Genomic DNA, 26,682 nt, shown 5'->3' with positions numbered 1-26,682 from the left:
CGCGATGCGACTGCTCCAGATCCCCGGGTTCGGCCCCCGCCCCGACCGGCGCGGCGGGCCGCCGGACCCCGGCCGCGTGCTGCGCCAGGACGCGGCGCTCGCCGCGTTCCTCGCGGCCGTCGCCACGATCCTGGCGCTCACCGTGCGCGCCGACGGCCGGCAGCCCGACGCCGTCGGCTGGCTGCTGCTGCTCGCCGCGCACGTCCCGGTGGCCTGGCGCCGTCGCGCCCCGCTGGCCGCGTTCCTGGGCGTGGCCGTCTGCGTCGTCCCGTACCACGCGCTGGGGTACACGGACTCGGCGCCGGTGGCCGTCTCCCTGTTCATGCTGTTCATCGCCGCGCTCACGGGACCGCCCCGGCGCTCCCTCCTCCTCGGCGCGGCCGTCATCGGCCTGATGCTCTCGGTGAAGTTCAGCCGGGGCATGGCCGAGGGCGCACAGGCGGTGCGGGTCTCCGGCTGGATCGTCACGGTCGTCCTCTTCGGCGTCTACGCGCGCGTGCACCAGCAGTACGTGGCCTCGGTCGTCGAGCGCGCCGAGAAGGCCGAGCGCACCCGGGAGGAGGAGGCCCGCCGCCGGGTCGCCGAGGAACGCCTGCGGGTGGCCCGCGACCTGCACGACCTGCTCGCCCACAGCATCACGCTCGTCGGCGTCCAGACCTCGGTCGCGGCGCACGTCCTGAACGCCGACCCCGACCGGCTCGACCGCGCGGCCGTCGCCAAGGCGCTCGACGACATCGCCGACACGTGCCGCTCCGCGCGGGGCGAGCTGCGGGCCACCCTCGAAGTGCTGCGCGCCAACCCGGACGAGTCCCGCGGCCCGCTGCCGGACCTCGACGGCATCCCCGAACTGATCGCGGCGGCCCGCACGGCCGGGGCGAAGGTGACGGCGACGCTCGACCCGGCGGAGGCCGAGGCGGAGACGGAGGTGCCGCCGGCGGTGGGCGCGGCCGCCTACCGGATCGTCCAGGAGGCCCTGACGAACGCGGTCCGCCACGGCGGCCCCGACGTGCCGATCCGGGTCGAGATCCGTGCGGGAAAGGGCGAGTTGAGGGTCACGGTCCAGGACGACGGCACGGGCGCGGACTCCCCGCCCACGGGTGCGGGCTTCGGCCTCATCGGCATGCGCGAGCGGGCCCGCAGCGTCCTGGGCACGCTGGAAGCGGGCCCGAGGGAAGAGGGCGGCTTCCAGGTGGCGGCGCGCATCCCGTTGCCTCGGGGGGCCCAGGCCGCACCCACCCACGAACCGACCCAGGAACGGCGATGACGACCCCCATCAGAGTGCTGCTCGCCGACGATCAGGCCCTGGTCAGAGCCGCCTTCGCCCTCCTCGTCGACTCCGCCCCCGACATGCGGGTCGTGGCCCAGGCCGCGACAGGCAGAGAGGCGGTCCAGGCGACCAGGGAGGCGAGAGCCGACCTGGTCGTGATGGACATCCGGATGCCCGACATCGACGGCATCGAAGCCACCCGCCTGCTCGCCGAGGACGAGGACCTGGCCGGTGTGAAGGTCCTGATGCTGACCACCTACGACACGGACGAGCACGTCGTGGAGGCACTGCGCGCGGGCGCCTCCGGCTTCCTGGTCAAGGACACCCGCCCCGCCGAACTCCTCGACGCCATCCGGACGGTCGCCGCGGGCGAGGCCCTGCTGTCCCCGGGCCCCACGGCCCGTCTGATCGCCCGCGTCCTGCGCGCCCCCGAGATCCCGGCCCCGGACGACGACGGCTGCCTCGACCGGCTGTCACCCCGCGAGCGCCAGGTGCTGATCCTCGTGGCCCGGGGCCTGACGAACACGGAGATCGCGGACACCCTGGGCCTCAGCCCGCTGACCGCGAAGACCCACGTGAGCCGCATCATGGGCAAGCTCTCGGCCCGCGACCGCGCTCAACTCGTCATCATCGCCTACGAGTCGGGCCTCGTGGCACCCGGCTGAGCGCACCGCCCGACCTCTTGGGCGCGAAGCGCGAACAGGTCTTCGGGCAGGGGCGAGAGCGTCACCCTTTCGGCTCAAGGGCGCGGCTGCGCCGGGTCTATCCCGGGGCCGTCGCGTTAGCGGTGGCGGATACCGCACCCGGAGTTGCAGAAAGGTTTCTGATGACCGTCCTGTCCATCGACTTCACCCAGGGGCTGAACGATGCCTGGTCGAAGGTCGCCCAGTTCGTCCCCCAGCTCGCCGCCTTCCTGATCATCCTGGGCGTCGGCTGGTTCGTCGCCAAGGTGATCCGCAAGGTGCTCGACCGGGTCCTGCGCAGGGCCGGTTCCGAACGCCTGGCCCGCACGGCCGGCGCCGACAAGCTGCTCAAGGGCGCGTCCTTCGACCTGACCGGGCTCCTCTGCAGAATCGTTTACCTGGCCCTGATGCTGATCATTCTGCAGCTCGCCCTCGGCACCTTCGGGCCCAACCCGGTCAGCGACATGATCAACGGCCTCGTCGCCTGGCTGCCCCGCGCCGTCGTCGCCGTCGTGCTCGTCGTCGTCGCCATGGCCGTCGCCAACGCCGTGCGCTCCATCGCCGCGGGAGCCCTGTCCAGCACGTCGTACGGGCACACGGTCGCCGGCGTCCTGTGGGGAGCCGTCGTCGCGCTCGGCGTCATCGCCGCGCTCGGTCAGGCCGGCATCGCCACCACGGTCACCCAGCCGGTGCTCTACGCGATCCTCGCCACCGTCGCGGGCATCCTGATCGTCGGCGTGGGCGGCGGCATGATCATGCCGATGCGGCAGCGGGTGGACCGCTGGATGAACGCCGCCGAGCAGGAGGCCGCCCGCGCCAAGGGCGCCGCCGCCCCGACCGCGTACCAGGCCGGCCACCAGGACGCCCACATCCGGGCCCAGCAGGCGCACCCGCAGGCCCAGGCCCAGGCCCAGCAGCCGCCGTCGCAGCCGCAGGCCCACCCGTACCCGCAGGGCACGTACGCCCCGGGCACGGGCCCGGTGTACGGCGGGCAGAACCAGGGTGGCCCGGGCTGGTAGATCCTGATCCTGACCCCGCTCCGCCCCGTGCCGACGCCCCCGCCCGCGACCTCGGAGTCCGGGACGGGGGCGACGCACCGCCGCCGACCGGTTCTGGATCAGGTCAAATCCCGGCCCGGGAACCGGTGTTCGAGGCAGGCTGCGACGGTGACACACGCAGACGATCTCGACAGTGAAGCCCGTACGCCCGACATCGCGGACCCCGCCGTCCTCACGGAGACGACCGACCTCCCGGTCCCGGGCGCGCCGACCCGCATGACCACGTACCTGGCCCGCCCCGCCGAGCCCGGCGACCACCCGGTCGTCCTCCTCGGCGGCGAACTCTGGGGCCTCAACGACGACATCCGGGACGTCGCCCGCCAGGTCGCGGCCCTCGGCCACGTCGCCGTCGTCCCGAACCTCTACCACCGCACCGACCCCGCGTCCCGGGACGGCTTCGCCCGCTCCGACGCGAACCGCGCGCACGCCTTCGACCTCGTGGGCCGGCTGACCCGCGACGAGGTCGAGGCCGACTTCCGCGCCGCCGCCGACCACGCGCGGCCCCACGCGGGCGCCGCCGAGCGCACCGGCATCCTCGGCTTCAGCCTCGGCGGCCACCTCGCCTACTTCGCCGCGACCCGCCTGCGCCTGGCCGCCGCCGCGATCTACTACCCCGGCTGGCTCGCCACGTCCGGCACGGCCCTGAGCCGGCCCGCGCCGCTCCTCGACGACACCGGGCGCATCGCCGAACACGGCACGCGCGTCGCGCTGTTCTACGCCGGGCGCGACCACATCATCGACGCCGCCCAGGTCGAGGCGGCCCGCACCGCCCTCACCGAGGCCGGGGTCCGCCACGACATCACCGTCCACGAGGAAGCACCGCACGCGTTCTTCTTCCCTGGACACGACACCTACGACAAGGTGGCCGCGGACCTTTCCTGGGAGCGGGTCGCCGACCTCTTCCGGACCGAGCTGCGGCACGGCAACGGGTGACGAACGGGTGACCACGGAGAAAATAGGGGGCGGTATGCCGAAGGCGGCATTCCGATTTACGGCGCTACAGGCGCAGGACCCGGTGGAGCTGGGGGACTTCCGGCCGGTGGCACGGCTGGGGGAGGGCGGGATGGGGCAGGTCTTCATCGCGTTCTCGCCGGGCGGGCAGCCGGCCGCGGTGAAGGTGATCCGGCCCGAGTTCGCCCGGGACGCCGAGTTCGGGGCGCGGTTCGAGCGGGAGGTGCGGGCCGCGCAGTCAAGCCCGGCAACATCATGCTCGACGAGACGGGCCCCAAGGCCATCGACTTCGGCATCGTGAAGTCGCTGACCCAGTCCGTGACGTACAGCAGTCACTCCACGCGGATCGGCACCCCGCTCTACATGTCCCCGGAGCAGGCCATGGGCCGCACGGTCGGGGAACCGTCCGACATCTTCGCCCTCGGCTCCACGCTGTACTTCCTCGTGACCGGGCAGGAGGCGTTCGGCGCCGAGAACGAGTGGGGTGTCGCCCACCGCATCGTGGCCGACGACCCGGACCTGTCGGCGATCCGCTCCGCGCCGCTACGGGACCTGCTGACCGCCTGCCTCGACAAGGAACCCGGTGAACGGCCGACCGGACAGCAGATCCTCGAACTGTGCGAGCGGGAACTCGGCGACGAACTCGGTCCCGGTGCCTGGATGCGGGTCAGCGGGGCGCGCGAGGCCATTCAGGAACGAACGGCGGCGCTGCGCACGCTCGCGCGGCACGACGACGACCCGGCCGCAGCCGTCACCGTGCCGCGCCCCCGCGACGTGCCGAAGACCCGGGTGGCCACGGAGCTGCGCCTGCGTGACGCGATGAAGGCCCGGGCCGCCGATCTGGAACCGCCGGCGCCCGCACCGACCAAGGTCGCGAAGCCGTCCGTGCTCTCCGTGCCGCCCGAGCCGAAGCGTCCGGGTCGTACGGGGGGCGTCGTCGCCGTCCACCTGGTCAAGCTCGCGCTCGCGGCGATCGTCCTCTTCATCGCCACGGTCAATCCGATCATGACCGAGACATGGACCAGTGACTCCACGGGAGCGCAGGTCTCCCAGGTGACCGGTTCCTTCGACTGGGCGCACCCCTGGCAGTCGTACGCCAGCGGCATCCCGGGCGTGACCTCGGACTGGGCGGTCGTTCCGGTCGGCGTCCTCGGCACGGCCGCGCTGATCGTGTGCGGCCTGCTCCATCTGCTGCGCCTGTCCTCGGACTCCGACTACCGGGCCTGGTCCGGCGCGGGGGTCGCGGGCGCGGTCATCTGGAGCATTGTCCTGACCCTCATGGGGATCTTCCTGATCCTGATGACCCTCGGACTGACGATCGACGACGACAACCCCGCGTACGACATCCGGTCCGTGCTCGAACCCGGCGGCTGGCTGCTGCTCCTGGCCAACGTCGTCGCGGTCGAGGCGATGTGGCACACGTCCAACCGCCTCGACGCGCTCAGCAAGGCCGCCTGACCCCGTCCACGAACGCGGCCCACGCGCCGGCCCCGATCACGACGACGTCCCCGTCCGCGACCTTGGAGTCCCGGACGGGGACGACCCCGGGGACACCGTGGGCGACCTCTACGCAGTCGCCGCCGTTCCCGTCGCTGTAGGTGGACTTGCGCCAGCGGCTGTTCGTCAGGTCGTACTCGCGCATCGTCTCTGGTCCTCCGCCGCCGATTCGACCAGGGCGAGGGACGCCTCCGGCGACAACGCGGCGGCCCTCAACTGATCGTATGCCGCCTGGGCACGGTGCACCACGGCCGGTTCGTCCAGCAGATTCCCTGAATACACCGCCTCTGTGTAGGCGGTTGGCGGGGCGTCGTCGAACTCCATGAGCTTGAGCTGGCCGGTCATCAGGGCGTACGCGCCGGCCGCGCGGGGCAGGACCTGCAACACCAGGACCCGGCGTCGCGCCAGGGACAGGATGTGCTCCAGCTGCTCGGCCATCACGGCCGGACCGCCTACCGGGATACCGAGCACGTTCTCGTGCAGGATCACCCAGTACCGGGGGCGCTCCGCGCCCTTGAGGATCGCGGCCCGCTCCAGACGCCCGACCACCTTCTCCTCGATGTAATCGTCCTCCGCGTACGGGTTCATGGCGAGGGTCACCGCTCGCGCGTACGGCGCGGTCTGCAACAGCCCGGGCACCAGCGCGGGTGCGAACTCACTGATCTCGATCGCCGCCGACTCAAGCTCTGCGGCGGCGGCGAAATACTCTGCATAGCGGCGATCATCGATGAGCTGTCGCCACATCCGCTCGAAAATACCGTCGGTTTGCAGCGCTTCGTCAATCCTCTGGGCTACATCCAACTGTGGCTTGCGAATTGCCTGTTCGAACTGGCCGATGTAGCCACCGGAAACGAATACGCGTAAGCCCAACTCCACTTGGGTCAGACCGGCGTCCTCGCGGCGCCGCTTCAGTTCGAGTCCGAAGAACTCCCACGCCGCTTGTCGCGAACCATTGGCCATGGCCAACCCCCAGGTGCAGCCCCGCAGTTGTAGTGCACAGAGCCTTCCCCACTGTAGAGAGGCGACGCCACCGTTGAGGGGAGAAGCGTGAAATCGAATCGGGAAGGGGAGCCACGTGAAGGGCAACGGGAACCATGCCGCGCGGTGCGTGGAGGAAGCCGAGGAAACGGTGGAGAATGTGCGAGCCGCACTCGCGAGGGTCGGAATTGTGCTGCCGTCGCTGGGCCTGGATCCCGGGTCAATCGCACGGAGTGCCCCGTGTCCATTGGTGGAATTGGGGCGTTGTTCGGTTGACGCGGCGTCCCGTCTCGCCGCCGTCCTCCTCGCAAGCCCGGACGACAGGAGCGCAGCGCGATGAAGCCACCGATCGGTTCGTACGCGGTCGACACGAGCACCGGTCAGGTGGGACGGGTGATGGGGCACGAGGGCCCGTACGTACAGCTGCGGCCGTACGGGGGCGGCCGGGAGTGGGACTGTCCGCCCGACGTGCTGCGCGAGGCGACGACCCACGAGCGCCTGCGGGCGGCGACGACATACGCGAACCGGCGCAGCCGGGGCGAGGTCCCTTAGGGCGGTCGGAGCGTCTACCCGAGTACGAACTGCTCGTCGCCGAAGTCCGCCACGATCTTGAGCTTGCCCCCCAGGGCGCGGACGTACGAGGCGAGGGTTTCGACCTCGCTGCGTTCGAGCTGGCCGTGCTCGATGCGGGAGATGCGGGCCTGGGTGACGCCCATGGCTTTGGCCACGTCGACCTGGGTGACGTGCTGACGCTTGCGGATCTCGGCGAGGCGGTGGGCGCGGGCGGTGGCGATCATCTGGTCGGCCCGGTGATCGATGTCGGCTCGTTCCTCGGGGGAGAAGTCGAATTCCTCGACCAGGTCGTCCCAGCGTGCACTCTGCCCGGGGTGAGGCTTCTTGTTCACCGTTCGTCCTCCTCGATCTGCCGCAGATGCGCTTCGTAGACCTGCTCCGCGATGGGGATGTGCGTGTCGTACCAGTTATGCCAGTTACCGGACTTGTCGCCGCCCACCAGGAACACCGCCCGGCAAACGGGGTCGAAGGCGAACAGCATCCTGACCTCGCTGGAGCCCGCGGAGCCGGGCCGCAGTTCCTTGAGGTGTGTGAGTCGGGAGCCTCGGACGGTGTCGACCAAGGGGCGGCCGAGCCCAGGGCCTTCCCGCTGGAGTGCCGTGATGGCGGCGCTGATCAGGACCAGGGTCGCGCGCTCCTCCTTGCGCAGGCCGTGAAGCCAGGACAGTGCCGGTTCGAGCACGATTACTTCCCAGGGCACGCTTCGCTCCTCCGATTATGACAGCTGAGGCATATAGTGCAAGCGGCATATCCTCTGGTGGGGGAGAGCGGGAAGCGCTCACACGCATGAGTGATGCGGGCGGCACCGGCAGGGCCCGATCTGGGCTCCCTGCGCACGATTCGGTGGGGGACAATAGGCGGCATGAGTCTGTTCCGCGACGACGGCATCGTGCTGCGCACCCAGAAGCTGGGTGAGGCGGACCGGATCATCACCCTCCTCACCCGTGGGCACGGGCGGGTGCGGGCCGTCGCCCGTGGGGTGCGGCGGACCAAGTCGAAGTTCGGGGCGCGGCTCGAACCCTTCTCGCACGTGGACGTGCAGTTCTTCGCGCGGGGCAGCGAGCTGATCGGGCGCGGGCTGCCGCTGTGCACGCAGAGCGAGACGATCGCCGCGTACGGTGGCGGGATCGTCACGGACTACGCCCGGTACACCGCCGGGACGGCCATGCTGGAGACGGCGGAGCGGTTCACGGACCATGAGGGCGAGCCCGCGGTGCAGCAGTACCTGCTGCTCGTCGGCGCCCTGCGCACCCTCGCCCGCGGTGAGCACGAGCCGCATCTGATCCTCGACGCCTTCCTGCTGCGCTCGCTCGCGGTGAACGGGTACGCGCCGAGTTTCGGGGACTGCGCGCGGTGCGGAATGCCCGGTCCCAACCGGTTCTTCTCGGTCGGCGCCGGCGGCTCGGTTTGCGTCGACTGCCGGGTACCGGGCAGCGTCGTACCCTCACCCCAGGCCCTCGACCTGCTCGGTGCGCTGCTGACCGGCGACTGGGAGACCGCGGACGCGTGCGAGGCACGGTTCGTGCGGGAGGGCAGTGGGCTGGTGTCGGCGTACCTGCACTGGCACCTGGAGCGCGGGCTGCGCTCGTTGCGTTACGTAGAGAAAAGCTGAAGCTGAGCTAGGGGAGAGGCCCGGAACATGGCACGTCGAGGAATCCTCGGACGGTCCCGTCGTGAGTACAAGACGCCCGAACCGCACCCGTCGGGCGCGCGGCCGCCGAAGATCCCGGGCGAGCTGGTGCCCGAGCACGTGGCCATCGTCATGGACGGCAACGGGCGCTGGGCCAAGGAGCGCGGTCTGCCCCGCACCGAGGGTCACAAGGTCGGCGCCGAGCGCGTCCTCGACGTCCTCCAGGGTGCCGTCGAGCTGGGCGTCGGCGCGATCTCGCTCTACGCCTTCTCCACGGAGAACTGGAAGCGCTCCCCGGACGAGGTGAAGTTCCTCATGAACTTCAACCGGGACTTCATCCGCAAGACCCGCGACCAGCTCGACGAGCTCGGTATCCGCGTGCGGTGGGTGGGCCGCATGCCCAAGCTGTGGAAGTCGGTCGCCAAGGAGCTGGAGATCTCCCAGGAGCAGACCAAGGGCAACGACAAGCTGACCCTCTACTTCTGCATGAACTACGGCGGCCGCGCCGAGATCGCCGACGCCGCGCAGGCCATCGCCGAGGACGTGAAGGCGGGCCGGCTCGACCCGTCGAAGGTCAGCGAGAAGACGTTCGCGAAGTACCTCTACTACCCGGACATGCCGGACGTCGACCTGTTCCTGCGCCCCAGCGGCGAGCAGCGCACGTCCAACTACCTGCTGTGGCAGAGCGCCTACGCCGAGATGGTCTTCCAGGACGTCCTGTGGCCCGACTTCGACCGCCGCGACCTGTGGCGAGCCTGCGTCGAATACGCCTCCCGAGACCGCCGCTTCGGCGGCGCCACCCCGAACGAGGTCCTGATGCAGCTGGAGCGCGGCGGCAAGTAGCGGGCCCTGATCCCGCGGCACGGTTACTCTCTCCTCGATCATCACCGAGGTCCTGGGGAGAGACCGTGGAACAGCACGTCGACGAGACGGCCGGGGAGCGCGTGGAACTGCTGGAGTACCAGCTGACGCGCGACGACGTCAGACAGGCGCTCGGCGCCCGCGCGAAGGTGTCCAAGTCCGAACGCAGGATGCGCGTTCTGTTTCCGGTGGCGGCGGTGATGGCCGCGCTCGCCCTCGGCATCGCGCTGGCCAAGGGGGAGACGCCGGACGCGTCGATGATCGGCGTCGGCGTCGCGCTCGTCGCCATGCTCGCCCGGCCCGCGCTCATGGCGCAGCAGTTCACGAAGGTGCTGGGGCGTCACGGTGTGAGCCGTGCTGTGGTGGATGCCGACGGCGTCAGCGTCTCCAACGCGGGTGGGTCCTCCCAGCTGAAGTGGGACGCGATGCCGCGCTACGTGGAGACCGGCGACACGTTCGTGCTGCTCAGCGCTGACAAGAACGCCGCGTGCTTCACCGTCCTGCCCAAGCGGAGCACGACGGAGCCCGGGGGCGTGGAGGGCCTCCGGGCTCTGTTGGACCGGCATGTTCGCCGGGTGTGACTCAGCTTTCGGCGGACGCGCACTCCGCGCAGGTGCCGAAGATCTCGACCGTGTGGGCCACGTTCACGTAGCCGTGTTCCGAGGCGATCGCCTCGGCCCACTTCTCGACGGCCGGGCCCTCGACCTCGACCGCCTTGCCGCACATCCGGCACACCAGATGGTGGTGGTGGTCGCCGCTGGAGCAGCGGCGGTAGACCGCCTCGCCCTCCGTCGTGCGCAGCACGTCGACCTCGCCCGCGTCCGCGAGGGACTGCAGGGTGCGGTAGACCGTCGTCAGGCCCACCGAGTCGCCCTTGTGCTTGAGCACGTCGTGCAGCTCCTGGGCGCTGCGGAACTCGTCCACCTCGTCGAGCGCCGCCGCCACGGCCGCGCGCTGGCGGGTCGACCTGCCTCGAACCGGGGCTGCCACGGGTTCCTCCTCACGTCCCTGCCACCTGCGTACCGCCGCCATTGTGCCAGGCTGCGGCGCGCGCGGGTCAGACCTTCTCGGGCGCCTGCGCGGGGATCGCGCACTCCGCCGGGTCCCCGGCGACGGCGCCCGCCGCACGCGCCCGGCGCCGGGCCAGCGGTGTCGCGAGCAGCGTCAGCGCGATGAACACCGCGATGGTCAGCAGGACAATTGTCGCGCCGGGCGGCACGTCCTGGTAGTACGAGGTCACGGTGCCGCCGAGCGTCACGACGACGCCGATCGCGACCGCGATGACGAACGTCGCCTTGAAGCTGCGGGTCAGCTGCTGCGCGGCGGCGACCGGCACCACCATCAGCGCCGACACGAGGAGCAGGCCCACGACGCGCATCGCGACGGTGACCGTGACGGCCGCCGTGATCGCGATGAGCAGGTTCAGGGCGCGCACCGGCAGGCCCGTCACCCGCGCGAACTCCTCGTCCTGGCTCACCGCGAACAGCTGCCGGCGCAGGCCCACCGTCACCAGGATCACGAACGCCGCGAGGACGACGATGGCCGTCACGTCGGAGGGGGAGACCGTGGTCAGGGAGCCGAAGAGGTAGGAGCCGAGGTTGGCCGTCGAGCCGCCCGGCGCCAGGTTGATCAGCATCACGCCGCCGGCCATGCCGCCGTAGAACAGCATGGCGAGCGCGATGTCGCCGCGCGTCTTCCCGTACCAGCGGATCAGCTCCATGATCAGCGCGCCGAGCGCGGACACGGCCATCGCCATCCACACCGGGGAGGTGGAGAGGAGGAAGCCGAGGCCGACGCCGGTCATCGCGACGTGGCCGATGCCGTCGCCCATGAGGGCCTGGCGGCGCTGGACCAGGTAGATGCCGATCGCGGGGGCCGTGATGCCGATGAGGACGGCGGCGAGCAGCGCCCGCTGCATGAAGGCGAAGTCGAGGAGTTCCATCAGCTCAGCAGTCCTGTACGGATCGGTTCGGCGTCCGCGGCGGTGTGCGGGTGGACGTGGTCGTGGCCGGGCAGCGCGTGCTGGCCGACGGCCTTCGGGGGCGGCCCGTCGTGCAGGACGCAGCCGTCACGGAGCACGACGGCCCGGTCGATCAGCGGCTCCAGCGGGCCCAGTTCGTGCAGGACGAGCAGCACGGTGGCGCCCGCGGCGACCTGCTCGCGCAGGGTGGCCGCGAGAACCTCCTGGCTGGCCAGGTCGACGCCGGCCATCGGCTCGTCCATGATCAGCAGCTCGGGTTCGGCGGCGAGCGTGCGGGCGATCAGCACACGCTGGTGCTGGCCGCCCGACAGCGCGTTCACCGAGTCCTTGGCCCGGTCGGACATCCCGACCAGGTCGAGGGCGCGGGCCACCGCCTCCCGGTCGGCCTTGCGCATCAGCCCGAACCGGGTCCGCGACAGCCGGCCCGAGGCGACGACCTCGGCGACCGTCGCCGGGACCCCGCCCGCCGCCGTCGTGCGCTGCGGCACGTACCCGACCCGCGCCCACTGCCGGAACCGGCGCCGGGGGGTGCCGAACAGCTCGATCGTGCCGCCGGTGAGCGGCACCTGCCCGATGACGCTGCGCACGGCCGTGGACTTGCCCGAGCCGTTGGCCCCGAGCAGCGCCACGACCTCGCCGCGGCGCACGGTCAGGTCGATGCCGCGCAGCACGGGGCGCGCGCCGAGCTCGGCCGTCACCCCGCGCAGTGCGATGACGGGGGCCTCGGTGTCGTCCGCGCTCATGTCGCTGCCGCCCTTCGATCCGCTTGATCCGTACGTCACTTGCCGCCGAGCGCCTTCTGCAGAGCGGTCAGGTTCGACTCCATGACCTGGACGTAGTCCTCGCCCTTGGACTTCTTCGTGATGCCTTCGAGCGGGTCGAGCACGTCCGTCTTCAGGTCCGCGTCGCCGGCCAGCGTCTTGGCCGTCTTGTCGCTGACGAGGGTCTCGTAGAAGACGGTCGTCACGCCGTCGGCCTTCGCCATCTTCTGGAGGTCCTTGACGCGGGCGGCGCTGGGCTCGCTCTCCGGGTCGAGGCCGCTGATGGCCTCCTCGGTGAGGCCGTAGCGCTCGGCGAGGTAGCCGAAGGCGGCGTGCGTGGTGATGAAGACCTTGGAGTCCGTGTGCGCCAGGCCGTCCTTGAACTTCTGGTCGAGCTTGCCGAGGTCGGTGACCAGCGCGGCGGTGTTCTTCTTGTAGTCGGCCGCGTGGTCCGGGTCGGCCTTCTCCAGCGCCTTGCCGACGCCCTGGGCGACCTCCGCGTACTTCACGGGGTCGAGCCAGATGTGCGGGTCGGAGCCTTCCTCGCCGCCGTGGTCGTGCCCCTCGTGCTCCTCGGCGTGGCCGCCGACCTCCGAGCCGTGCTTCTCCAGGGAGGTGAGCGACGCGGCGTCCACCTTGGTCTTGATCCCGGACTGGCTGATCGCCTCGTCGACGGAGGGCTGCAGGCCCTTGAGGTAGAGCGCGACGCCGGCCTGCTCGATCCGGCCGCGCTGCTGGGCGCTGACCTCGAGGTCGTGCGGCTCCTGGCCCGGCTCGGTCAGGTTGGTGACGCTGACGTGCTCGCCGCCGATCCGCTCGGCGAGGAACTGCATCGGATAGAACGACGCGACGACGTCCAGCTTGCCGTCGCTGTTCTTCCCGTCCGCCGCGCTCGTCGTGGAGCACGCGGACAGGGCGGTCAGACCGAGGACGGTCGTCGCGGCGACGGCGGTGGTGGATATGAGTCGGCGGCCGGAGAGCCGGGGCAGGCGTACGTTCATGACACTCATTTTCAACAAAACTGGAAACGATTGTCAACAAGCTCTCGTCGAGACCTTCGTCCCACTCTGTGGCGACTCCGGACCCGGAACCGATTTGGTTCGGGGGGTGGCCCCGCCGGTAACCTGAAGCATTCGCTCCCGGAGTGCGTATCCAGCGCACTCACCGTCGTCGTAATGAAGAGAGCACCGTGGCCGCCGACAAGATCGAAACCATCGTCAGCCTCAGCAAGCGCCGTGGCTTCGTCTACCCCTGCAGCGAGATCTACGGCGGTCAGCGTGCCGCCTGGGACTACGGACCGCTGGGCGTGGAGCTCAAGGAGAACCTCAAGCGTCAGTGGTGGCGCTACATGGTCACCTCGCGCGAGGACGTCGTCGGTATCGACTCGTCCGTGATCCTGGCGACCGACGTCTGGCAGGCCTCCGGCCACGTCGCCACGTTCACCGACCCGCTCACCGAGTGCACCTCCTGTCACAAGCGCTTCCGCGCCGACCACCTGGAAGAGGCGTACGAGGAGAAGAAGGGTCGCGTTCCGGAGAACGGTCTCGCGGACATCAACTGTCCCAACTGCGGTACCAAGGGCGCCTTCACCGAGCCCAAGCAGTTCTCGGGTCTGCTCTCCACGCACCTCGGCCCGACGCAGGACAGCGGCTCCGTCGCCTACCTGCGCCCCGAGACCGCGCAGGGCATCTTCACCAACTTCAGCCAGGTGCAGACGACTTCCCGCCGCAAGCCGCCCTTCGGCATCGCGCAGATGGGCAAGTCGTTCCGCAACGAGATCACGCCCGGCAACTTCATCTTCCGCACCCGCGAGTTCGAGCAGATGGAGATGGAATTCTTCGTCAAGCCCGGCGAGGACGAGCAGTGGCAGGAGTACTGGATGGAGCAGCGCTGGAACTGGTACACCGGCCTGGGCCTGCGCGAGGAGAACATGCGGTGGTTCGAGCACCCGAAGGAGAAGCTCTCCCACTACTCGAAGCGCACCGCTGACATCGAGTACCGCTTCCGCTTCGGCGGCAGCGAGTGGGGCGAGCTCGAGGGCGTCGCCAACCGCACGGACTACGACCTGTCCGCGCACTCCAAGGCCTCCGGCCAGGACCTCTCCTACTACGACCAGGAGAAGGGCGAGCGCTACACGCCGTACGTCATCGAGCCCGCGGCCGGTGTCGGCCGCACGATGCTGGCCTTCATGCTCGACTCGTACTTCGAGGACGAGGCGCCCAACGCCAAGGGCAAGATGGAGAAGCGCACCGTCATGCGCTTCGACCCGCGCATCGCCCCGGTGAAGGTCGCGGTGCTCCCGCTGTCCCGCAACCCGGAGCTGTCGCCGAAGGCCAAGGGCCTGGCCGCCGCGCTGCGCCAGAACTGGAACATCGACTTCGACGACGCCGGCGCCATCGGCCGCCGCTACCGTCGCCAGGACGAGATCGGTACGCCGTTCTGCGTCACCGTCGACTTCGACACCCTGGACGACAACGCGGTCACCGTGCGCGAGCGCGACACGATGAAGCAGGAGCGGGTCTCCCTCGACCAGATCGAGGGCTACCTGGCTGCGCGCCTCGTCGGCTGCTGATCACCTCCGGCACGCTCGAGCCCCGGGTCCCTGTCTTTCAGGGGCCCGGGGCTCTTTGCCGTCCCGGGGACTCCTAGGTGGCCCGTACCTCGATCTCGTGCCATGCGTTGCGGGAGCCCGGGGGCGGCTGGGTGCGGCCCCCGGCGTCCGTGGCGCGGCTGCGGACGCGGTGCGGGCCCGGGGGCAGCTCGGCCCGGAAGGTGAAGGGGCGCCAGGCCTCGGGGTGCGGGCCCGCTGGGGCCAGGTCGGCCGGGTGCCAGGGGCCGTCGTCGATCGCGATCTCGACCCCCGTGACCTGCGCCGCGCTCCAGGCCCGGCCCGACAGTTCCACCGGACCGGCCGGGATCTCGTCGCCGTCGTAGGGGGACAGCAGCTTGCTGTTGACGTCGAGGTCGCGCACCGGGGCGCCGCCTCGCACGTACAGCCGCGTCGTGAAGAGATGGTCGGGGCGCACGGCGGAGACGGTCACCCGGGTCAGCCACTTCACCGAGTTCGTGCCGAAGAGGAGCGGGGCCACCGCGCGTACCGGGAAACCGTGGCGCGGCGGCAGCGGCGCCCCGTTCACCGCGTGGGCCAGCAGGACCTCGGCGCGGGCCCGCTCCAGCGGCAGGTCCTTCACGTAGGTCAGGTCCTGCTCACCGGCGAACGTGCCGTGGTCCGCGCCCTCGAACCAGACGTGCCGGGCGTCCGGTCGCGGGCCCGCCGCGTCGAGCAGCGCCGCGAGGGGGACGCCCGTCCACTCCAGGTTCGCGACCGCCCGGGTCGGCACGTCCGGGGCGAACGGACTGCCGAAGCACTCGTGGACCGCCGTCAGACGCCGCTGGGGGAGGGCGAGCAGAGCCGCCAGGTCCAGCCGCAGCGGACGCTCCACCAGGCCCTCCACCCGTAACTCCCACTCCGCCGCGTCCAGTTCGGGCGGCGCCCCCAGGTGCGTCCGTACGAAGACGGAGTCGACCGGGGTGAGGAACGAGGCCGGTGTGCGCGGATCCGCGGGGCGAGAGCTCATGGAGGACCAGTCTGCCCGCCGCTCAGCGGACCGTCCGGGGAAGCCGCAGACTCAGGGCCAGCGTCAGGGCCACCGTGGCCAGTTGGGCGGCGAGGGTGAGCAGGAGGGCGTCGCGCATGCCGAGGCCCGGGGTGAGGGACAGGAACAGGGAGCCGAGCGTGGCCACACCCAGGGCCATCGCCGCCTGCTGGGCCGTCGTCATCACGCCGCCGCCGACCCCGGCCCGCGCCGCCGGCACCTCGGACAGGATCACGCGGAACAGGATCGGCAGTTGCAGCGCCTGCCCCGCCCCCGCGACGGCCGCCCCGGGCAGCAGCTGGAGCACGCCCAGGTCCGGCCAGGTCCGCCACGCCGCGAACCCGATCAGCAGCAGACCGGCCGCCTGCAGCAGACCGCCCGCCGTGACGACCCGCGTGCCCCAGCGCGCGACGAGGCGCGGGCCCGCGAGCGACGTCACGAAGAACGCCGCCGCCATCGGCGCGAGCGCGAGCCCCGCCGAGACCGGGCCCATCCCCGCGCCCTGCTGGAGCGCCACCGCGATCACGAACATGAACCCGGAGAAGCCGAGGGCGAACGGCACGATCATGGCGAGGCCGCGCCGCAGGGAGACCAGCTGGAACAGCGACGGCGGGACCAGCGGGGTGCGGCCCGCGCGGTCCGCCCGGCGCTCCACCGCGTAGAAGCCGTACGCGAGGAACGGGGTCGCCGCGAGCGACAGCCACGTCCACAGTGGCCAGCCCGCCGCCCGGCCCTCGGTCAGCGGGGCGAGCAGCGTGGTCAGGGTCAGCGCGAGCAGCACCGTGCCGGGGCCGTCGAGCGGCTCGGGCCGCGCGGAGCGGGTCTCGGGGACCGTGCGCGCGGCGAGCAGGAGGCCGAGCAGCACCGCCGGCACGTTCACCAGGAACACCGAGCGCCAGCCCGTGCCGAACAGGTCCGCCGCGACCAGGACCCCGCCGAGCACCTGCCCGGCGACCATCGACAGGCCCGCCGTCGCCCCGTACATGCTCATCGCGCGGGCCCGGCGCGGGCCCTCGGTCGTCGCCTGGATCGTGGCGAGGACCTGCGGCAGCAGCGCCGCCGACGCCGCGCCCTGCGCGATTCGCGCGATCACCAGCACCCAGGCCGTCGGCGCGAGCCCGCAGGCCAGCGAGGTCAGCCCGAACGCGGCCAGACCGCCCAGGAACATCCGGCGCCGGCCCAGCAGATCCCCGAGCCGGCCGCCGAGCACGAGCAGCACGGCGTACGCGATGCCGTACCCGGCGACGACCAGCTCCAGGACGGGCTCGCTCGCGTGCAGATCGTGGCCCATCGTGGGCAGGGCGACGTTGACGATGAAGAAGTCGACGAGAGGCAGGGCGGCGCCGAGCAGCACGGTCAGCAGCCCGGCGCGGCCCAGGGCCGGGACGGCCGGCGCGGAGGGTGCCAGGCCCGCCGCTCCCGGCGCGGTGTGCGTGTGGGTGGTCATGACATCGAGGGTCCGCCCTCGCGCAGACGGGTACCAGAGTGTTCTTATCCTGGTAGAACCGCTACCTGGAAACAGGCTCGGACCCGGTCCACGCTGGAGGCATGACCACCATGACGCAGGATGTGCAGCACGCGCGGCCCGCCGAGATCCGGCGCCACGAACTGGCCGGGTTCCTGCGCAGCCGCCGCGAGCGGATCACACCCGAGGAGGTCGGCCTGCCGCGCGGACGGCGCCGCCGCACCCCGGGCCTGCGCCGCGAGGAGGTCGCCCAGCTCTCCGCGGTCGGCGTCACCTGGTACACGTGGCTGGAGCAGGCCCGCGACATCCAGGTCTCCGCACAGGTCCTCGACGCGCTCGCCAAGACACTGCGCCTCGACGTGGGGGAGCGGGCCCACCTCTTCGGTCTCGCCGGCGCGGTCGACCCGGCACCGGCCACGGTCTGCGCCCCGCTCAGCCCCGAACTCGTCGCGCTGATGGACCAGCTGGAGCCGATCCCGGCCTGCGTGCAGAACAGCCGCTACGACATCCTCGCCTACAACAGCACCTACCGGCTGCTGCTGTGCGACCTGGACGAGATCCCGCCCGAGGACCGCAACTGGATGCTGCTCGCCTTCACCCACGAGGGCTGGCGCTCCTCGATCGTCGGCCTCGACGACGTGCTGCGCACCCTCGCCGCGAAGTTCCGGGCCGGCATGGCCGAGCATCTCGCCGAGCCCGCCTGGAAGGCGGTCCTCAAGCGGCTCACCGAGGAGTCGGCCGAGTTCCGCGAGGTGTGGGAGCGGCACGAGGTCGTCCAGTCCGTGGCCAGCAAGGTCAAGCACTTCCACAACCCGTACGTGGGCCCGCTCGCCCTCGTCCACACCGACCTGTGGCTCACCCGGGGCGGCGGTTCCCGCCTGGTGACGTACACGCCGACCGACGCCACCTCGCGCGAGCGCCTCGACCGGCTTCGGGAGCTGGCGCTCAGCCGCGCGGCGTGACCGCGGGCCGCGCCCCCGCCTCCTCCTGCGGCGCAGCGAGCCGCTCCGCCGTCCGCCGCGCCGTCTCCCGGGCCCAGCGCCCGCTGGTCACCAGGCCGAGCACCAGCACGGCCAGACCGCACCCGGCGATGATCCACCAGCAGGCCCGGGCGGCCCCCGTGAACGACGCGGCGTACGAGGACCCGGCGACGCCCGAGGCGAGGACCGCGCCGATCACCGCGACGCCGAGCGTCGAGCCGATCTGCCGGCTGGTCGAGGCGACGGCCGCGGCGACCCCGGCCTGGGCGCGGGGCATCCCGGACACCGCTGTGTTGGTGATGGGCGCGTTCACGAAGCCGAAGCCCAGGCCGAACAGGACGTAGCCGAGCACCAGCGTCCCGTTCGAGGTCTGCGCGTCGAACGCCGCGAAAAGCACCCCGCTCGCCGTCATCGCCACGCCCGCGACCAGCAGCGAGATCCGCGGCCCCCGGCTGCCGACCAGCCGGCCCGACAGCGGCGCGCAGACCAGCGTCATCGCCGCCATCGGCAGCATCCACAGCCCCGCGTGCAGCGCGTTCAGCCCGCGCACGTCCTGGAGGTACAGCGTCGACAGGAACAGGAACCCGGCGAGCGCCGCGAACGCGCTGATCGCGATGACGGTGGCGCCGCTGAACGGGGCCGAGCGGAAGAACCGCAGGTCGATGAGGGGTTCGGTGCGCCGGGGCTCGTAGAGCAGGAGACCGGTCAGCGCGGCGAGCGCGAGGACGCCGAAGAACACGATCCGCACCGACGTCCAGCCCGCGTGCGGGCCCTCGATGATCGCGTACGTGACGGAACCGAGCAGCGCGATCATCAGGAGCTGCCCGACCGGGTCCGGGCGGCGGGCCTTCGGCGCGCGGGACTCGGGGACGAACCGCCAGGTCAGGGCCAGGGCGGCGAGGCCGACCGGGAGATTGACCCAGAAGATCGAGCGCCAGCCGACCGAGTCCACGAGCAGACCGCCCACCAGCGGGCCGGCCGCCATCGACAGGCCCACGACGCCGCCCCACACACCGATGGCGCGGGCCCGCTCGGCCGGGTCGGTGAACGTGTTCGTGATGATCGACATGGCGACCGGGTTGAGCATCGAACCGCCGACGGCCTGGAGCATCCGGAACGCGACCAGCGCCTCCAGGTTCGGCGCGAGGGAACAGGCCACGGACGCGGCCGTGAACACGATCAGGCCGACCATGAAGACCTTGCGCCGGCCGACCCGGTCCGCCGTCGACCCGGCCAGCATCAGCAGCGAGGCGAGGACCAGCGTGTAGGCGTCGATCGCCCACTGCATGCCCGGGAGCGTCGCCCCGAAGTCCTTCGCCATGCTCGGCAGCGCCACGTTCAGCACCGTGGTGTCGAGGCTGACGATCAGCAGGCTCATGCAGCAGATCGCCAGGACCAGCAGGCGCCGGCGGTGGGACAGCGCGGACGGGGCCGGCGGGGTCAGGGCATCGGGCATGTTTCCGAAGGTAGCCCGATCCGCCGGATGCGGAGAGCGGGGAGCCGAGGAGGTCATGCCCCCGACCATCGCGCACCCCTCAGCCAGGTACCAGAGCCTGCTCATCCTGTTACAGGCAGCACCTGGCAACGGGATGAGCGCGGGGGCACCCTGGAGGGCATGACCACAGCTGTCGCGGCCGGCTCGGCCCAGGCCCGCAGGGACGAACTCGCCGCGTTCCTGCGGAGCCGGCGGGAACGCATCAGCCCGGAGCAGGCAGGGGTGCCGCGGACCGCCCGCCGGCGGACCCCGGGGCTGCGCCGCGAGGAGGTCGCGTTCCTCGCCGCCGTCGGCGTCACCTGGTACACGTGGCTCGAACAGGGGCGCGCCATCAACGTCTCGCCCGGCGTCCTCGACGCCGTCGTCCGGGCCCTCCAGATGGACCCCACCGAGCGCGCCCACGCCTTCGCGCTCGCCGGCACCGTCGACCCGCACGCCGAGACCGCCTGCTCGCCCGTCACCGAGACGACCCTGCGCACCATGCGCAAGCTGGCGCCCTACCCGGCCACCGTGAAGAACGCCCGCTACGACATCCTCGCCGCCAACCAGGCCTACGCCGACGTGTTCGGTGACCCGCAGGAGCTCGCCCCCGAGCACCGCAACGCGCTGTGGCTGATGGCCACCAGCGAGCGCTGGCGCACCCAGTTCGTAGAGCGGGACGCGATGCTGCCGGTCATCGTCGCCAAGTTCCGGCAGGCCATGGCCGAGCACGTCGCCGAACCCGCCTGGCAGGCCCGGCTCGACGGGCTGCTCGCCGCGTCGGAGGAGTTCCGCGCGCTGTGGGAACTGCACGACGTCGCGCCGATGGCCCCGCACGTGAAGCGGTACCTGCACCCCGACCCCGAGATCGGCCTGCTGCGCCTGGAACACCGCCACCTGTGGCTCAGCCCGGACAGCGGCGGACACCGGCTGGTCGCGTACGTGCCCGTGGACGACGAGAGCGAACGGCGCCTGGAGAAGCTGGCCGCCCGGGGCGGGGCCCTCGCCGGGTGAGGGACAATGGGTCCTTGCCCCCAGCCCCGTACGTTCCGGAGAACCCTGCGATGTCCGCTCTGACCATCGGCCCCCACCTGGTGCAACCGCCGGTGGTCCTCGCGCCCATGGCGGGGATCACGAACGCCCCCTTCCGGACGCTGTGCCGGGAGTTCTCCGGCGGCAAGGGTCTCTTCGTCAGCGAGATGATCACGACCCGGGCGCTGGTCGAGCGCAACGAGAAGACCATGCAGCTGATCCACTTCGACGCGACCGAGAAGCCGCGCTCGATCCAGCTGTACGGCGTCGACCCGGCCACCGTCGGCAAGGCCGTCCGCATGATCGCGGAAGAGGACCTCGCCGACCACATCGACCTGAACTTCGGCTGCCCCGTCCCCAAGGTGACCCGCAAGGGCGGCGGCTCCGCGCTCCCGTACAAGCGGAACCTGCTGCGCGCGATCCTGAAGGAAGCCGTCTCCGGGGCCGGTGACCTGCCGGTCACGATGAAGATGCGCAAGGGCATCGACGACGACCACATCACGTACCTCGACGCGGGCCGGATCGCCGTCGAGGAGGGCGTCACCGCGATCGCGCTGCACGGCCGCACCGCCGCCCAGCACTACGGCGGCACCGCCGACTGGGACGCGATCGCCCGACTCAAGGAGCACGTCCCCGAGATCCCGGTCCTGGGCAACGGCGACATCTGGTCCGCCGACGACGCGCTGCGCATGGTCCGCGAGACCGGCTGCGACGGCGTGGTCGTGGGCCGCGGCTGCCTCGGGCGGCCCTGGCTGTTCGCCGACCTCGTCGCCGCGTTCGAGGGCCGCGAGGAGCGGGTGCGGCCCACGCTGCGGGTCGTCGCCGACGCGATGGTGCGGCACGCGACGCTGCTCGGCGAGTGGATCGGCGACGAGGCCCGCGGTGTCATCGACTTCCGCAAGCACGTGGCCTGGTACCTGAAGGGCTTCTCCGTCGGCTCCGAGATGCGCAAGCGGCTCGCGATCACCTCCTCGCTCGCGGAGCTGCGGGCGGGCCTGGACGAGCTGGACCTGGACCAGGACTGGCCGTCCGGCGCCGACGGCCCCCGCGGGCGCACCTCCGGCAACAACCGCGTGGTGCTCCCGGACGGCTGGCTCAAGGACCCGTACGACTGCGCGGGCGTCTCGGAGGACGCGGAGCTGGACACCTCCGGGGGCTGAGCCGTACGCCGCGCACAGATGAGCGGCGCTCATTCGGGTCGAGGCGCCCGTCGGTCGATGACCGGCGGGCGCCTCCGTGCTGTCCGGATGCTGAAATCCGGGTGTCCGAACGGGCTCTTCCGGCGCGTGATCCTCGCCACCCCTGATAGGGGTTGCGCTCAGATGAGCGCTTATTCGCTGACTGCGCTTCTTCAATGCCTGGCACTGAGTGCCACTGCGCGATCATTTATGATGTGAACGCAAGTGAGCTGTGAGCCCGCTCATGTGAGCGTTTTAGCGGGTCTACGGGAGTTGTGAGTTCAAGAAATGAACGAATAGCGCCAGGCGACCTTGCCAACCCATTACTTTCAATCTGCTGGCGGACGGGTGGTTAGGGCCCCAGGACGGCTGAGTGGACGTACCCATCAGCCTTGGATCTGGGTATGTTCCTGGCCGTCAGGGCAGCCACCGAGCCTCAAGGGGTCGAGACCCGTGTCGGAAAACAACACTCCCCAGGTAGCGAAGTTCGTCTACGACTTCACCGAGGGAAACAAGGACCTCAAGGACCTCCTCGGCGGCAAGGGTGCCAACCTCGCCGAGATGACCAACCTGGGTCTTCCGGTCCCTCCCGGCTTCACCATCACCACCGAGGCCTGCAAGGTCTACCTCGACAGTGGTTCGGAGCCGGTGGCACTGCGTGACGAGGTGTCCGCCCACCTGGACGCCCTCGAGCGGCAGATGGGCAAGAAGCTCGGCCAGGCCGACGACCCGCTGCTCGTCTCCGTCCGCTCGGGCGCCAAGTTCTCCATGCCCGGCATGATGGACACGGTCCTGAACATCGGCCTCTCCGACAAGTCCGTGCAGGGCCTCGCCAAGCAGGCCGGCGACGACCGCTTCGCGTGGGACTCGTACCGCCGCCTCATCCAGATGTTCGGCAAGACCGTGCTGGACGTCGACGGCGACCTCTTCGAGGAAGAGCTCGAGAAGGCCAAGCACGCCAAGAAGGTCACGGTCGACACCGACCTCGAGGCGGCCGACCTCAAGAAGCTCGTCACCAAGTTCAAGAAGATCGTCAAGACCGAGGCCGGCCGCGACTTCCCGCAGGACGCCCGCGAGCAGCTCGACCTCGCGATCCACGCGGTCTTCGACTCCTGGAACACCGACCGAGCCAAGCTGTACCGCCGGCAGGAGCGCATCCCCGGCGACCTCGGCACCGCGGTCAACATCTGCTCGATGGTCTTCGGCAACCTCGGCCCCGACTCGGGCACCGGCGTCGCCTTCACCCGCGACCCCGCCTCCGGCCACGCCGGCGTCTACGGCGACTACCTGCAGAACGCGCAGGGCGAGGACGTCGTCGCGGGCATCCGCAACACGGTCCCCCTGGCCGAGCTGGAGCAGATCGACAAGAAGTCGTACGACCAGCTCATGCAGATCATGCAGACCCTTGAGAACCACTACAAGGACCTCTGCGACATCGAGTTCACCATCGAGCGCGGCCAGCTGTGGATGCTGCAGACCCGCGTCGGCAAGCGCACCGCCGGTGCCGCCTTCCGCATCGCGACCCAGCTCGTCGACCAGGGCCTCATCGACGAGGCCGAGGCCCTGCAGCGCGTCACCGGCGCGCAGCTCGCCCAGCTGATGTTCCCCAAGTTCGACGAGGACGCGAAGGTCGACCAGATCGGCCGCGGCATCGCCGCCTCCCCGGGCGCGGCCGTCGGCAAGGCCGTCTTCGACTCCTACACGGCCGTCAAGTGGTCCCGCTCCGGCGAGAAGGTCATCCTGATCCGCCGCGAGACCAACCCCGACGACCTGGACGGCATGATCGCCGCCGAGGGCATCCTGACCTCGCGCGGCGGCAAGACCTCCCACGCGGCCGTCGTCGCCCGCGGCATGGGCAAGACCTGTGTCTGCGGCGCGGAGGAGCTCGAGGTCGACACCAAGCGCCGCCGGATGACCACCCCCTCCGGCGTGGTCGTCGAGGAGGGCGACGTCGTCTCCATCGACGGCTCCACCGGCAAGGTCTACCTCGGTGAGGTGCCGGTCGTCCCGTCCCCGGTCGTCGAGTACTTCGAGGGCCGCATGCACGCCGGCGCCGACGATGCCGACGAGCTCGTCGGCGCCGTGCACCGGATCATGGCGTACGCGGACCGGGTCCGCCGCCTGCGGGTCCGCGCCAACGCGGACAACGCCGAGGACGCGCTGCGCGCCCGCCGCTTCGGCGCCCAGGGCATCGGCCTGTGCCGCACCGAGCACATGTTCCTCGGCGACCGCCGCGAGCTCGTCGAGCGCCTGATCCTGGCGGACACGGAGAGTGAGCGCGAGGAGTCCCTCCAGGCGCTGCTCCCGCTCCAGAAGAAGGACTTCATCGAGCTCTTCGAGGCGATGGACGGCCTCCCGGTCACCGTCCGCCTCCTCGACCCGCCGCTGCACGAGTTCCTGCCCGACATCACCGAGCTGTCGGTGCGTGTCGCGCTCGCCGAGTCCCGCAAGGACGCGAACGAGAACGACCTGCGGCTCCTCCAGGCCGTGCACCGCCTGCACGAGCAGAACCCGATGCTGGGTCTGCGCGGTGTCCGCCTCGGTCTGGTCATCCCCGGCCTGTTCACCATGCAGGTCCGCGCGATCGCCGAGGCCGCCGCCGAGCGCAAGAACGCCAAGGGCGACCCGCGCGCCGAGATCATGATCCCGCTCGTCGGCACCGTCCAGGAGCTGGAGATCGTCCGCGAGGAGGCCGACCAGGTCATCGCCGAGGTCGAGGCCGCGACCGGCGTCAAGCTCAAGCTCGCCATCGGCACGATGATCGAGCTGCCGCGCGCCGCGCTCACCGCCGGTCAGATCGCCGAGGCCGCGCAGTTCTTCTCCTTCGGCACGAACGACCTGACGCAGACCGTGTGGGGCTTCTCCCGCGACGACGTGGAGGCCTCCTTCTTCACGGCGTACCTGGAGAAGGGCATCTTCGGCGTCTCCCCGTTCGAGACGATCGACCGGGACGGCGTCGGCTCCCTCGTCCGCAACGCCGTCGAGGCCGGCCGCGCCACGCGCCCCGACCTCAAGCTCGGCGTCTGCGGCGAGCACGGCGGTGACCCGGAGTCGGTCCACTTCTTCCACGAGGTCGGCCTCGACTACGTCTCCTGCTCCCCGTTCCGCATCCCCGTCGCGCGCCTCGAGGCGGGCCGTGCGGCCTCCTCGTCGGAGGGCAGCGACCACCGCTGACCCCCACGCGTGAACCCCGGAGCCGCCGTCGGTCCCTGACCCTCACCGGTCCTTCGGCGGCCCCGGTCACCTACGAGAGAGCGGCACCCCTGTGCGGGGGGTGCCGCTTTTTCGTTTCCCCGGCGTTCCGGGCCCGCGCGAGGATCACCCCATCAAGTGATCGTCACTTTGAGTAATCGGTTCGGCACTTTTCGTACGGCTACTGTCTGTGATCCCCGGCCCGCCGCTGGAGCGGCCGGGGTTACTCGGAGGGTGTGCGCGTCGTGCGTTTGCGGAGTGTGAAGAACGGTGTGGTGGGGCTGGTTGCCGCCGGGGTGTTCGTGGGTGGGGCGGGGGTGGCGGTGGCGGCTTCGTGGCATGAGTTGCCGGCCCGCAAAAGTGGCGGCGTGTTGTTCGAACATGCCGAGTACCGGCTCAACGCGCCGGGCGTCAATCACGGATCCTTCGAGTGGCGCGGTGACTTGACGGACAAGTCCGACACTGACGGGCACAACGTGTATGTGCTGGTGAAGGTCGAGGGGCACGACTGGGTTCGGTACAACGGCAAGCAGAACAAGACCGTCACCATGCATCACTCCAACTGGGACGGGGCCGAGCGGTACACGATGGACGCGTATCTGCGGGCATGCCGGGACCGGGGATCGCTGAATCCCGACAACTGCTCGCACCCCGTGCACTACAACCGTCGCTGACTGATCACATGTCGGCCCGGGGTGTGCGACGGAGCCGTCCCGGGCCGTTTCGGGAGGGCTGGATGCAGGTGTTCTCAGAGACGTCAGAGGTACTGGCCGCCCGCGATGTCGCGCTCCACTACGGAGCGACTCCGGCGGTCAAAGGGGTGTCCCTCGCTGTGCGGCGCGGTGAGGTGGTCGCCGTGACGGGGCAGAGCGGGTCGGGGAAGTCCTCGCTGTTGTACTGCCTGGCCGGGGTGCTCCCCGTGTCGGAGGGGGAGGTGTGGTTCGAAGGGAATGTGCTGGGCGAGCTGGACGACGAGGAACTCAGTGCGCTTCGGCGCGAGCGGTTCGGGTTCGTTTTTCAATACGGGGAGTTGCTGCCGGAGCTGACTGTGGAGGAGAACGCGGCGTTGCCGCTGCGGCTGGCCGGGCAGCGCAAGGGGGAGGCGCTCGCCCTTGCGGGGGATGTGTTGCGGCGGCTCGGGCTCGACTCCGTCCGCGACCGACGCCCGGCCCAGGTGTCGGGCGGCCAGAGCCAACGCGTCGCGGTAGCGCGGGCTCTGATCCACCGCCCAGCAGTGGTGTTCGCCGATGAGCCGACCGGATCCCTGGACAGCGCCAACGCGAACACGGTCCTGGAGGAGTTCCTGCTTCTGGCCAAGGCGCAGGGCACGGCGGTCGTGCTCGTCACACACGATCCGACTGTTGCCGCGCGGGCCGACGCCCGCTACGTCATGACCGACGGAATGCTTTGTCCGGAGGGTGCGTCATGAGGGAATTCCTTCTCGGCCTGCGCCTGTTAGCCGGTTCGGGCCGCGGCAATCGGGTCCGGTTCGTCCTGATGGTGGCCGGTGGTGCCGTCGGAGTGT

27 protein-coding genes are annotated in these 26,682 nt (G+C 70.8%); 16 read left to right on the top strand and 11 right to left on the bottom strand.

Annotated elements, in window-relative coordinates:
* Positions 1-4 precede the first annotated feature (4 nt).
* The 5 genes from ACIBTU_RS12910 (at position 5) to ACIBTU_RS12890 (ending at position 5,417) form a co-directional block, all read left to right on the top strand.
* Complete coding sequence (locus ACIBTU_RS12910; protein ID WP_399126226.1) at positions 5-1,264, top strand: sensor histidine kinase; 1,260 nt, start codon at positions 5-7, stop codon at positions 1,262-1,264.
* Entirely contained in the window at positions 1,261-1,932 is a 672-nt protein-coding gene (locus ACIBTU_RS12905) for a response regulator (RefSeq protein ID WP_399126091.1), read from the top strand. Before ACIBTU_RS12910 ends, ACIBTU_RS12905 begins: the two co-directional genes overlap by 4 nt.
* Positions 1,933-2,093: 161 nt before the next feature.
* On the top strand, positions 2,094-2,969 hold the full coding sequence (locus ACIBTU_RS12900) for a hypothetical protein (protein ID WP_399126090.1): 876 nt from the start codon (positions 2,094-2,096) through the stop codon (positions 2,967-2,969).
* Positions 2,970-3,116: 147 nt separating this feature from the next.
* A complete protein-coding gene (locus tag ACIBTU_RS12895; protein ID WP_399126089.1) occupies positions 3,117-3,941 on the top strand; it encodes a dienelactone hydrolase family protein in 825 nt (274 codons plus the stop codon).
* 48 nt (positions 3,942-3,989) lie between these two features.
* Positions 3,990-5,417 (top strand): serine/threonine protein kinase, encoded by a 1,428-nt coding sequence (locus ACIBTU_RS12890; RefSeq protein ID WP_399126225.1) that lies wholly within the window; start codon positions 3,990-3,992, stop codon positions 5,415-5,417.
* Here the strand turns inward: ACIBTU_RS12890 and ACIBTU_RS12885 are convergent.
* Entirely contained in the window at positions 5,401-5,601 is a 201-nt protein-coding gene (locus ACIBTU_RS12885; protein ID WP_399126088.1) for a DUF397 domain-containing protein, read from the bottom strand. The genes ACIBTU_RS12890 and ACIBTU_RS12885 overlap by 17 nt on opposite strands.
* The gene (locus tag ACIBTU_RS12880) at positions 5,583-6,416 is read right to left on the bottom strand and encodes a Scr1 family TA system antitoxin-like transcriptional regulator (RefSeq protein WP_399126087.1); all 834 of its coding nucleotides are present in this window, start codon (positions 6,414-6,416) and stop codon (positions 5,583-5,585) included. The genes ACIBTU_RS12885 and ACIBTU_RS12880 overlap by 19 nt, the downstream gene beginning before the upstream one ends.
* Before the next feature lie 354 nt (positions 6,417-6,770).
* Between ACIBTU_RS12880 and ACIBTU_RS12875 the strand changes: the two genes are divergently transcribed.
* Positions 6,771-6,986, top strand: a complete 216-nt coding sequence (locus tag ACIBTU_RS12875) for a hypothetical protein (protein ID WP_399126086.1) — start codon at positions 6,771-6,773, stop codon at positions 6,984-6,986.
* Between the two features lie 14 nt (positions 6,987-7,000).
* On the opposite strand, the gene ACIBTU_RS12870 is transcribed toward ACIBTU_RS12875, so the two are convergent.
* Together ACIBTU_RS12870 and ACIBTU_RS12865 are read right to left on the bottom strand one after the other, a co-directional pair.
* A complete protein-coding gene (locus tag ACIBTU_RS12870; RefSeq protein WP_399126085.1) occupies positions 7,001-7,339 on the bottom strand; it encodes an XRE family transcriptional regulator in 339 nt (112 codons plus the stop codon).
* Positions 7,336-7,707, bottom strand: a complete 372-nt coding sequence (locus tag ACIBTU_RS12865; RefSeq protein ID WP_399126084.1) for a type II toxin-antitoxin system RelE/ParE family toxin — start codon at positions 7,705-7,707, stop codon at positions 7,336-7,338. Before ACIBTU_RS12865 ends, ACIBTU_RS12870 begins: the two co-directional genes overlap by 4 nt.
* Positions 7,708-7,869: 162 nt before the next feature.
* On the opposite strand from ACIBTU_RS12865, the gene recO reads away from it, so the two are divergent.
* The 3 genes from recO to ACIBTU_RS12850 all read left to right on the top strand — a co-directional run bounded on the left by recO (position 7,870) and on the right by ACIBTU_RS12850 (position 10,079).
* Entirely contained in the window at positions 7,870-8,619 is a 750-nt protein-coding gene (recO, locus tag ACIBTU_RS12860) for a DNA repair protein RecO (RefSeq protein WP_399126083.1), read from the top strand.
* 27 nt (positions 8,620-8,646) lie between these two features.
* On the top strand, positions 8,647-9,480 hold the full coding sequence (locus ACIBTU_RS12855) for an isoprenyl transferase (protein ID WP_399126081.1): 834 nt from the start codon (positions 8,647-8,649) through the stop codon (positions 9,478-9,480).
* 65 nt (positions 9,481-9,545) lie between these two features.
* The gene (locus ACIBTU_RS12850) at positions 9,546-10,079 is read left to right on the top strand and encodes a YcxB family protein (RefSeq protein ID WP_399126079.1); all 534 of its coding nucleotides are present in this window, start codon (positions 9,546-9,548) and stop codon (positions 10,077-10,079) included.
* A 1-nt stretch (position 10,080) separates the two neighbouring features.
* Here the strand turns inward: ACIBTU_RS12850 and ACIBTU_RS12845 are convergent, their stop codons facing one another.
* The 4 genes from ACIBTU_RS12845 to ACIBTU_RS12830 form a co-directional block, all read right to left on the bottom strand.
* Positions 10,081-10,488: a Fur family transcriptional regulator gene (locus ACIBTU_RS12845; protein ID WP_399126078.1), complete on the bottom strand. Its 408-nt coding sequence runs from the start codon at positions 10,486-10,488 to the stop codon at positions 10,081-10,083.
* Between the two features lie 67 nt (positions 10,489-10,555).
* The gene (locus ACIBTU_RS12840) at positions 10,556-11,440 is read right to left on the bottom strand and encodes a metal ABC transporter permease (protein ID WP_399126077.1); all 885 of its coding nucleotides are present in this window, start codon (positions 11,438-11,440) and stop codon (positions 10,556-10,558) included.
* Entirely contained in the window at positions 11,440-12,222 is a 783-nt protein-coding gene (locus ACIBTU_RS12835) for a metal ABC transporter ATP-binding protein (RefSeq protein WP_399126076.1), read from the bottom strand. The genes ACIBTU_RS12840 and ACIBTU_RS12835 overlap by 1 nt, the downstream gene beginning before the upstream one ends.
* 35 nt (positions 12,223-12,257) lie before the next feature.
* Positions 12,258-13,241 carry a metal ABC transporter substrate-binding protein gene (locus ACIBTU_RS12830; RefSeq protein ID WP_399126075.1) on the bottom strand — a complete coding sequence of 328 codons (984 nt, stop codon included), beginning with the start codon at positions 13,239-13,241 and terminating at the stop codon, positions 12,258-12,260.
* A gap of 188 nt (positions 13,242-13,429) precedes the next feature.
* Between ACIBTU_RS12830 and ACIBTU_RS12825 the strand changes: the two genes are divergently transcribed.
* Positions 13,430-14,812 (top strand): glycine--tRNA ligase, encoded by a 1,383-nt coding sequence (locus tag ACIBTU_RS12825; RefSeq protein WP_399126074.1) that lies wholly within the window; start codon positions 13,430-13,432, stop codon positions 14,810-14,812.
* Positions 14,813-14,885: 73 nt separating this feature from the next.
* Here the strand turns inward: ACIBTU_RS12825 and ACIBTU_RS12820 are convergent, their stop codons facing one another.
* Positions 14,886-15,818: a molybdopterin-dependent oxidoreductase gene (locus ACIBTU_RS12820; RefSeq protein ID WP_399126073.1), complete on the bottom strand. Its 933-nt coding sequence runs from the start codon at positions 15,816-15,818 to the stop codon at positions 14,886-14,888.
* Between the two features lie 22 nt (positions 15,819-15,840).
* On the bottom strand, positions 15,841-17,283 hold the full coding sequence (locus ACIBTU_RS12815; protein WP_399126072.1) for an MFS transporter: 1,443 nt from the start codon (positions 17,281-17,283) through the stop codon (positions 15,841-15,843).
* Positions 17,284-17,384: 101 nt separating this feature from the next.
* Here ACIBTU_RS12815 and ACIBTU_RS12810 point away from each other — a divergent pair, with 101 nt between their 5' ends.
* Positions 17,385-18,263: a helix-turn-helix transcriptional regulator gene (locus tag ACIBTU_RS12810; protein ID WP_399126071.1), complete on the top strand. Its 879-nt coding sequence runs from the start codon at positions 17,385-17,387 to the stop codon at positions 18,261-18,263.
* Here ACIBTU_RS12810 and ACIBTU_RS12805 read toward each other — a convergent pair.
* Positions 18,247-19,737: an MFS transporter gene (locus tag ACIBTU_RS12805; protein ID WP_399126069.1), complete on the bottom strand. Its 1,491-nt coding sequence runs from the start codon at positions 19,735-19,737 to the stop codon at positions 18,247-18,249. The two genes, ACIBTU_RS12810 and ACIBTU_RS12805, sit on opposite strands and share 17 nt — an antisense overlap.
* Positions 19,738-19,896: 159 nt before the next feature.
* On the opposite strand from ACIBTU_RS12805, the gene ACIBTU_RS12800 reads away from it, so the two are divergent.
* From ACIBTU_RS12800 to ACIBTU_RS12780, 5 genes are all read left to right on the top strand, one after another.
* Positions 19,897-20,769 (top strand): helix-turn-helix transcriptional regulator, encoded by an 873-nt coding sequence (locus ACIBTU_RS12800; RefSeq protein WP_399126068.1) that lies wholly within the window; start codon positions 19,897-19,899, stop codon positions 20,767-20,769.
* 50 nt (positions 20,770-20,819) lie between these two features.
* Positions 20,820-21,947, top strand: coding sequence for a tRNA dihydrouridine synthase DusB (gene dusB, locus ACIBTU_RS12795; protein ID WP_399126067.1), 1,128 nt, complete (start codon positions 20,820-20,822; stop codon positions 21,945-21,947).
* Between the two features lie 471 nt (positions 21,948-22,418).
* On the top strand, positions 22,419-25,139 hold the full coding sequence (gene ppdK / locus ACIBTU_RS12790) for a pyruvate, phosphate dikinase (RefSeq protein ID WP_399126066.1): 2,721 nt from the start codon (positions 22,419-22,421) through the stop codon (positions 25,137-25,139).
* A gap of 254 nt (positions 25,140-25,393) precedes the next feature.
* Positions 25,394-25,831: a hypothetical protein gene (locus tag ACIBTU_RS12785; protein WP_399126065.1), complete on the top strand. Its 438-nt coding sequence runs from the start codon at positions 25,394-25,396 to the stop codon at positions 25,829-25,831.
* Between the two features lie 62 nt (positions 25,832-25,893).
* A complete protein-coding gene (locus ACIBTU_RS12780; protein ID WP_399126064.1) occupies positions 25,894-26,586 on the top strand; it encodes an ABC transporter ATP-binding protein in 693 nt (230 codons plus the stop codon).
* Positions 26,587-26,682: the final 96 nt, after the last annotated feature.

Origin of the sequence: Streptomyces sp. NPDC050145 (assembly GCF_044460245.1) — a bacterium.
Taxonomy (GTDB): Bacteria; Actinomycetota; Actinomycetes; order Streptomycetales; family Streptomycetaceae; genus Streptomyces.
Note: the sequence above shows the minus strand (reverse complement) of the source record. Positions and strands in the feature narration are given on the sequence as shown.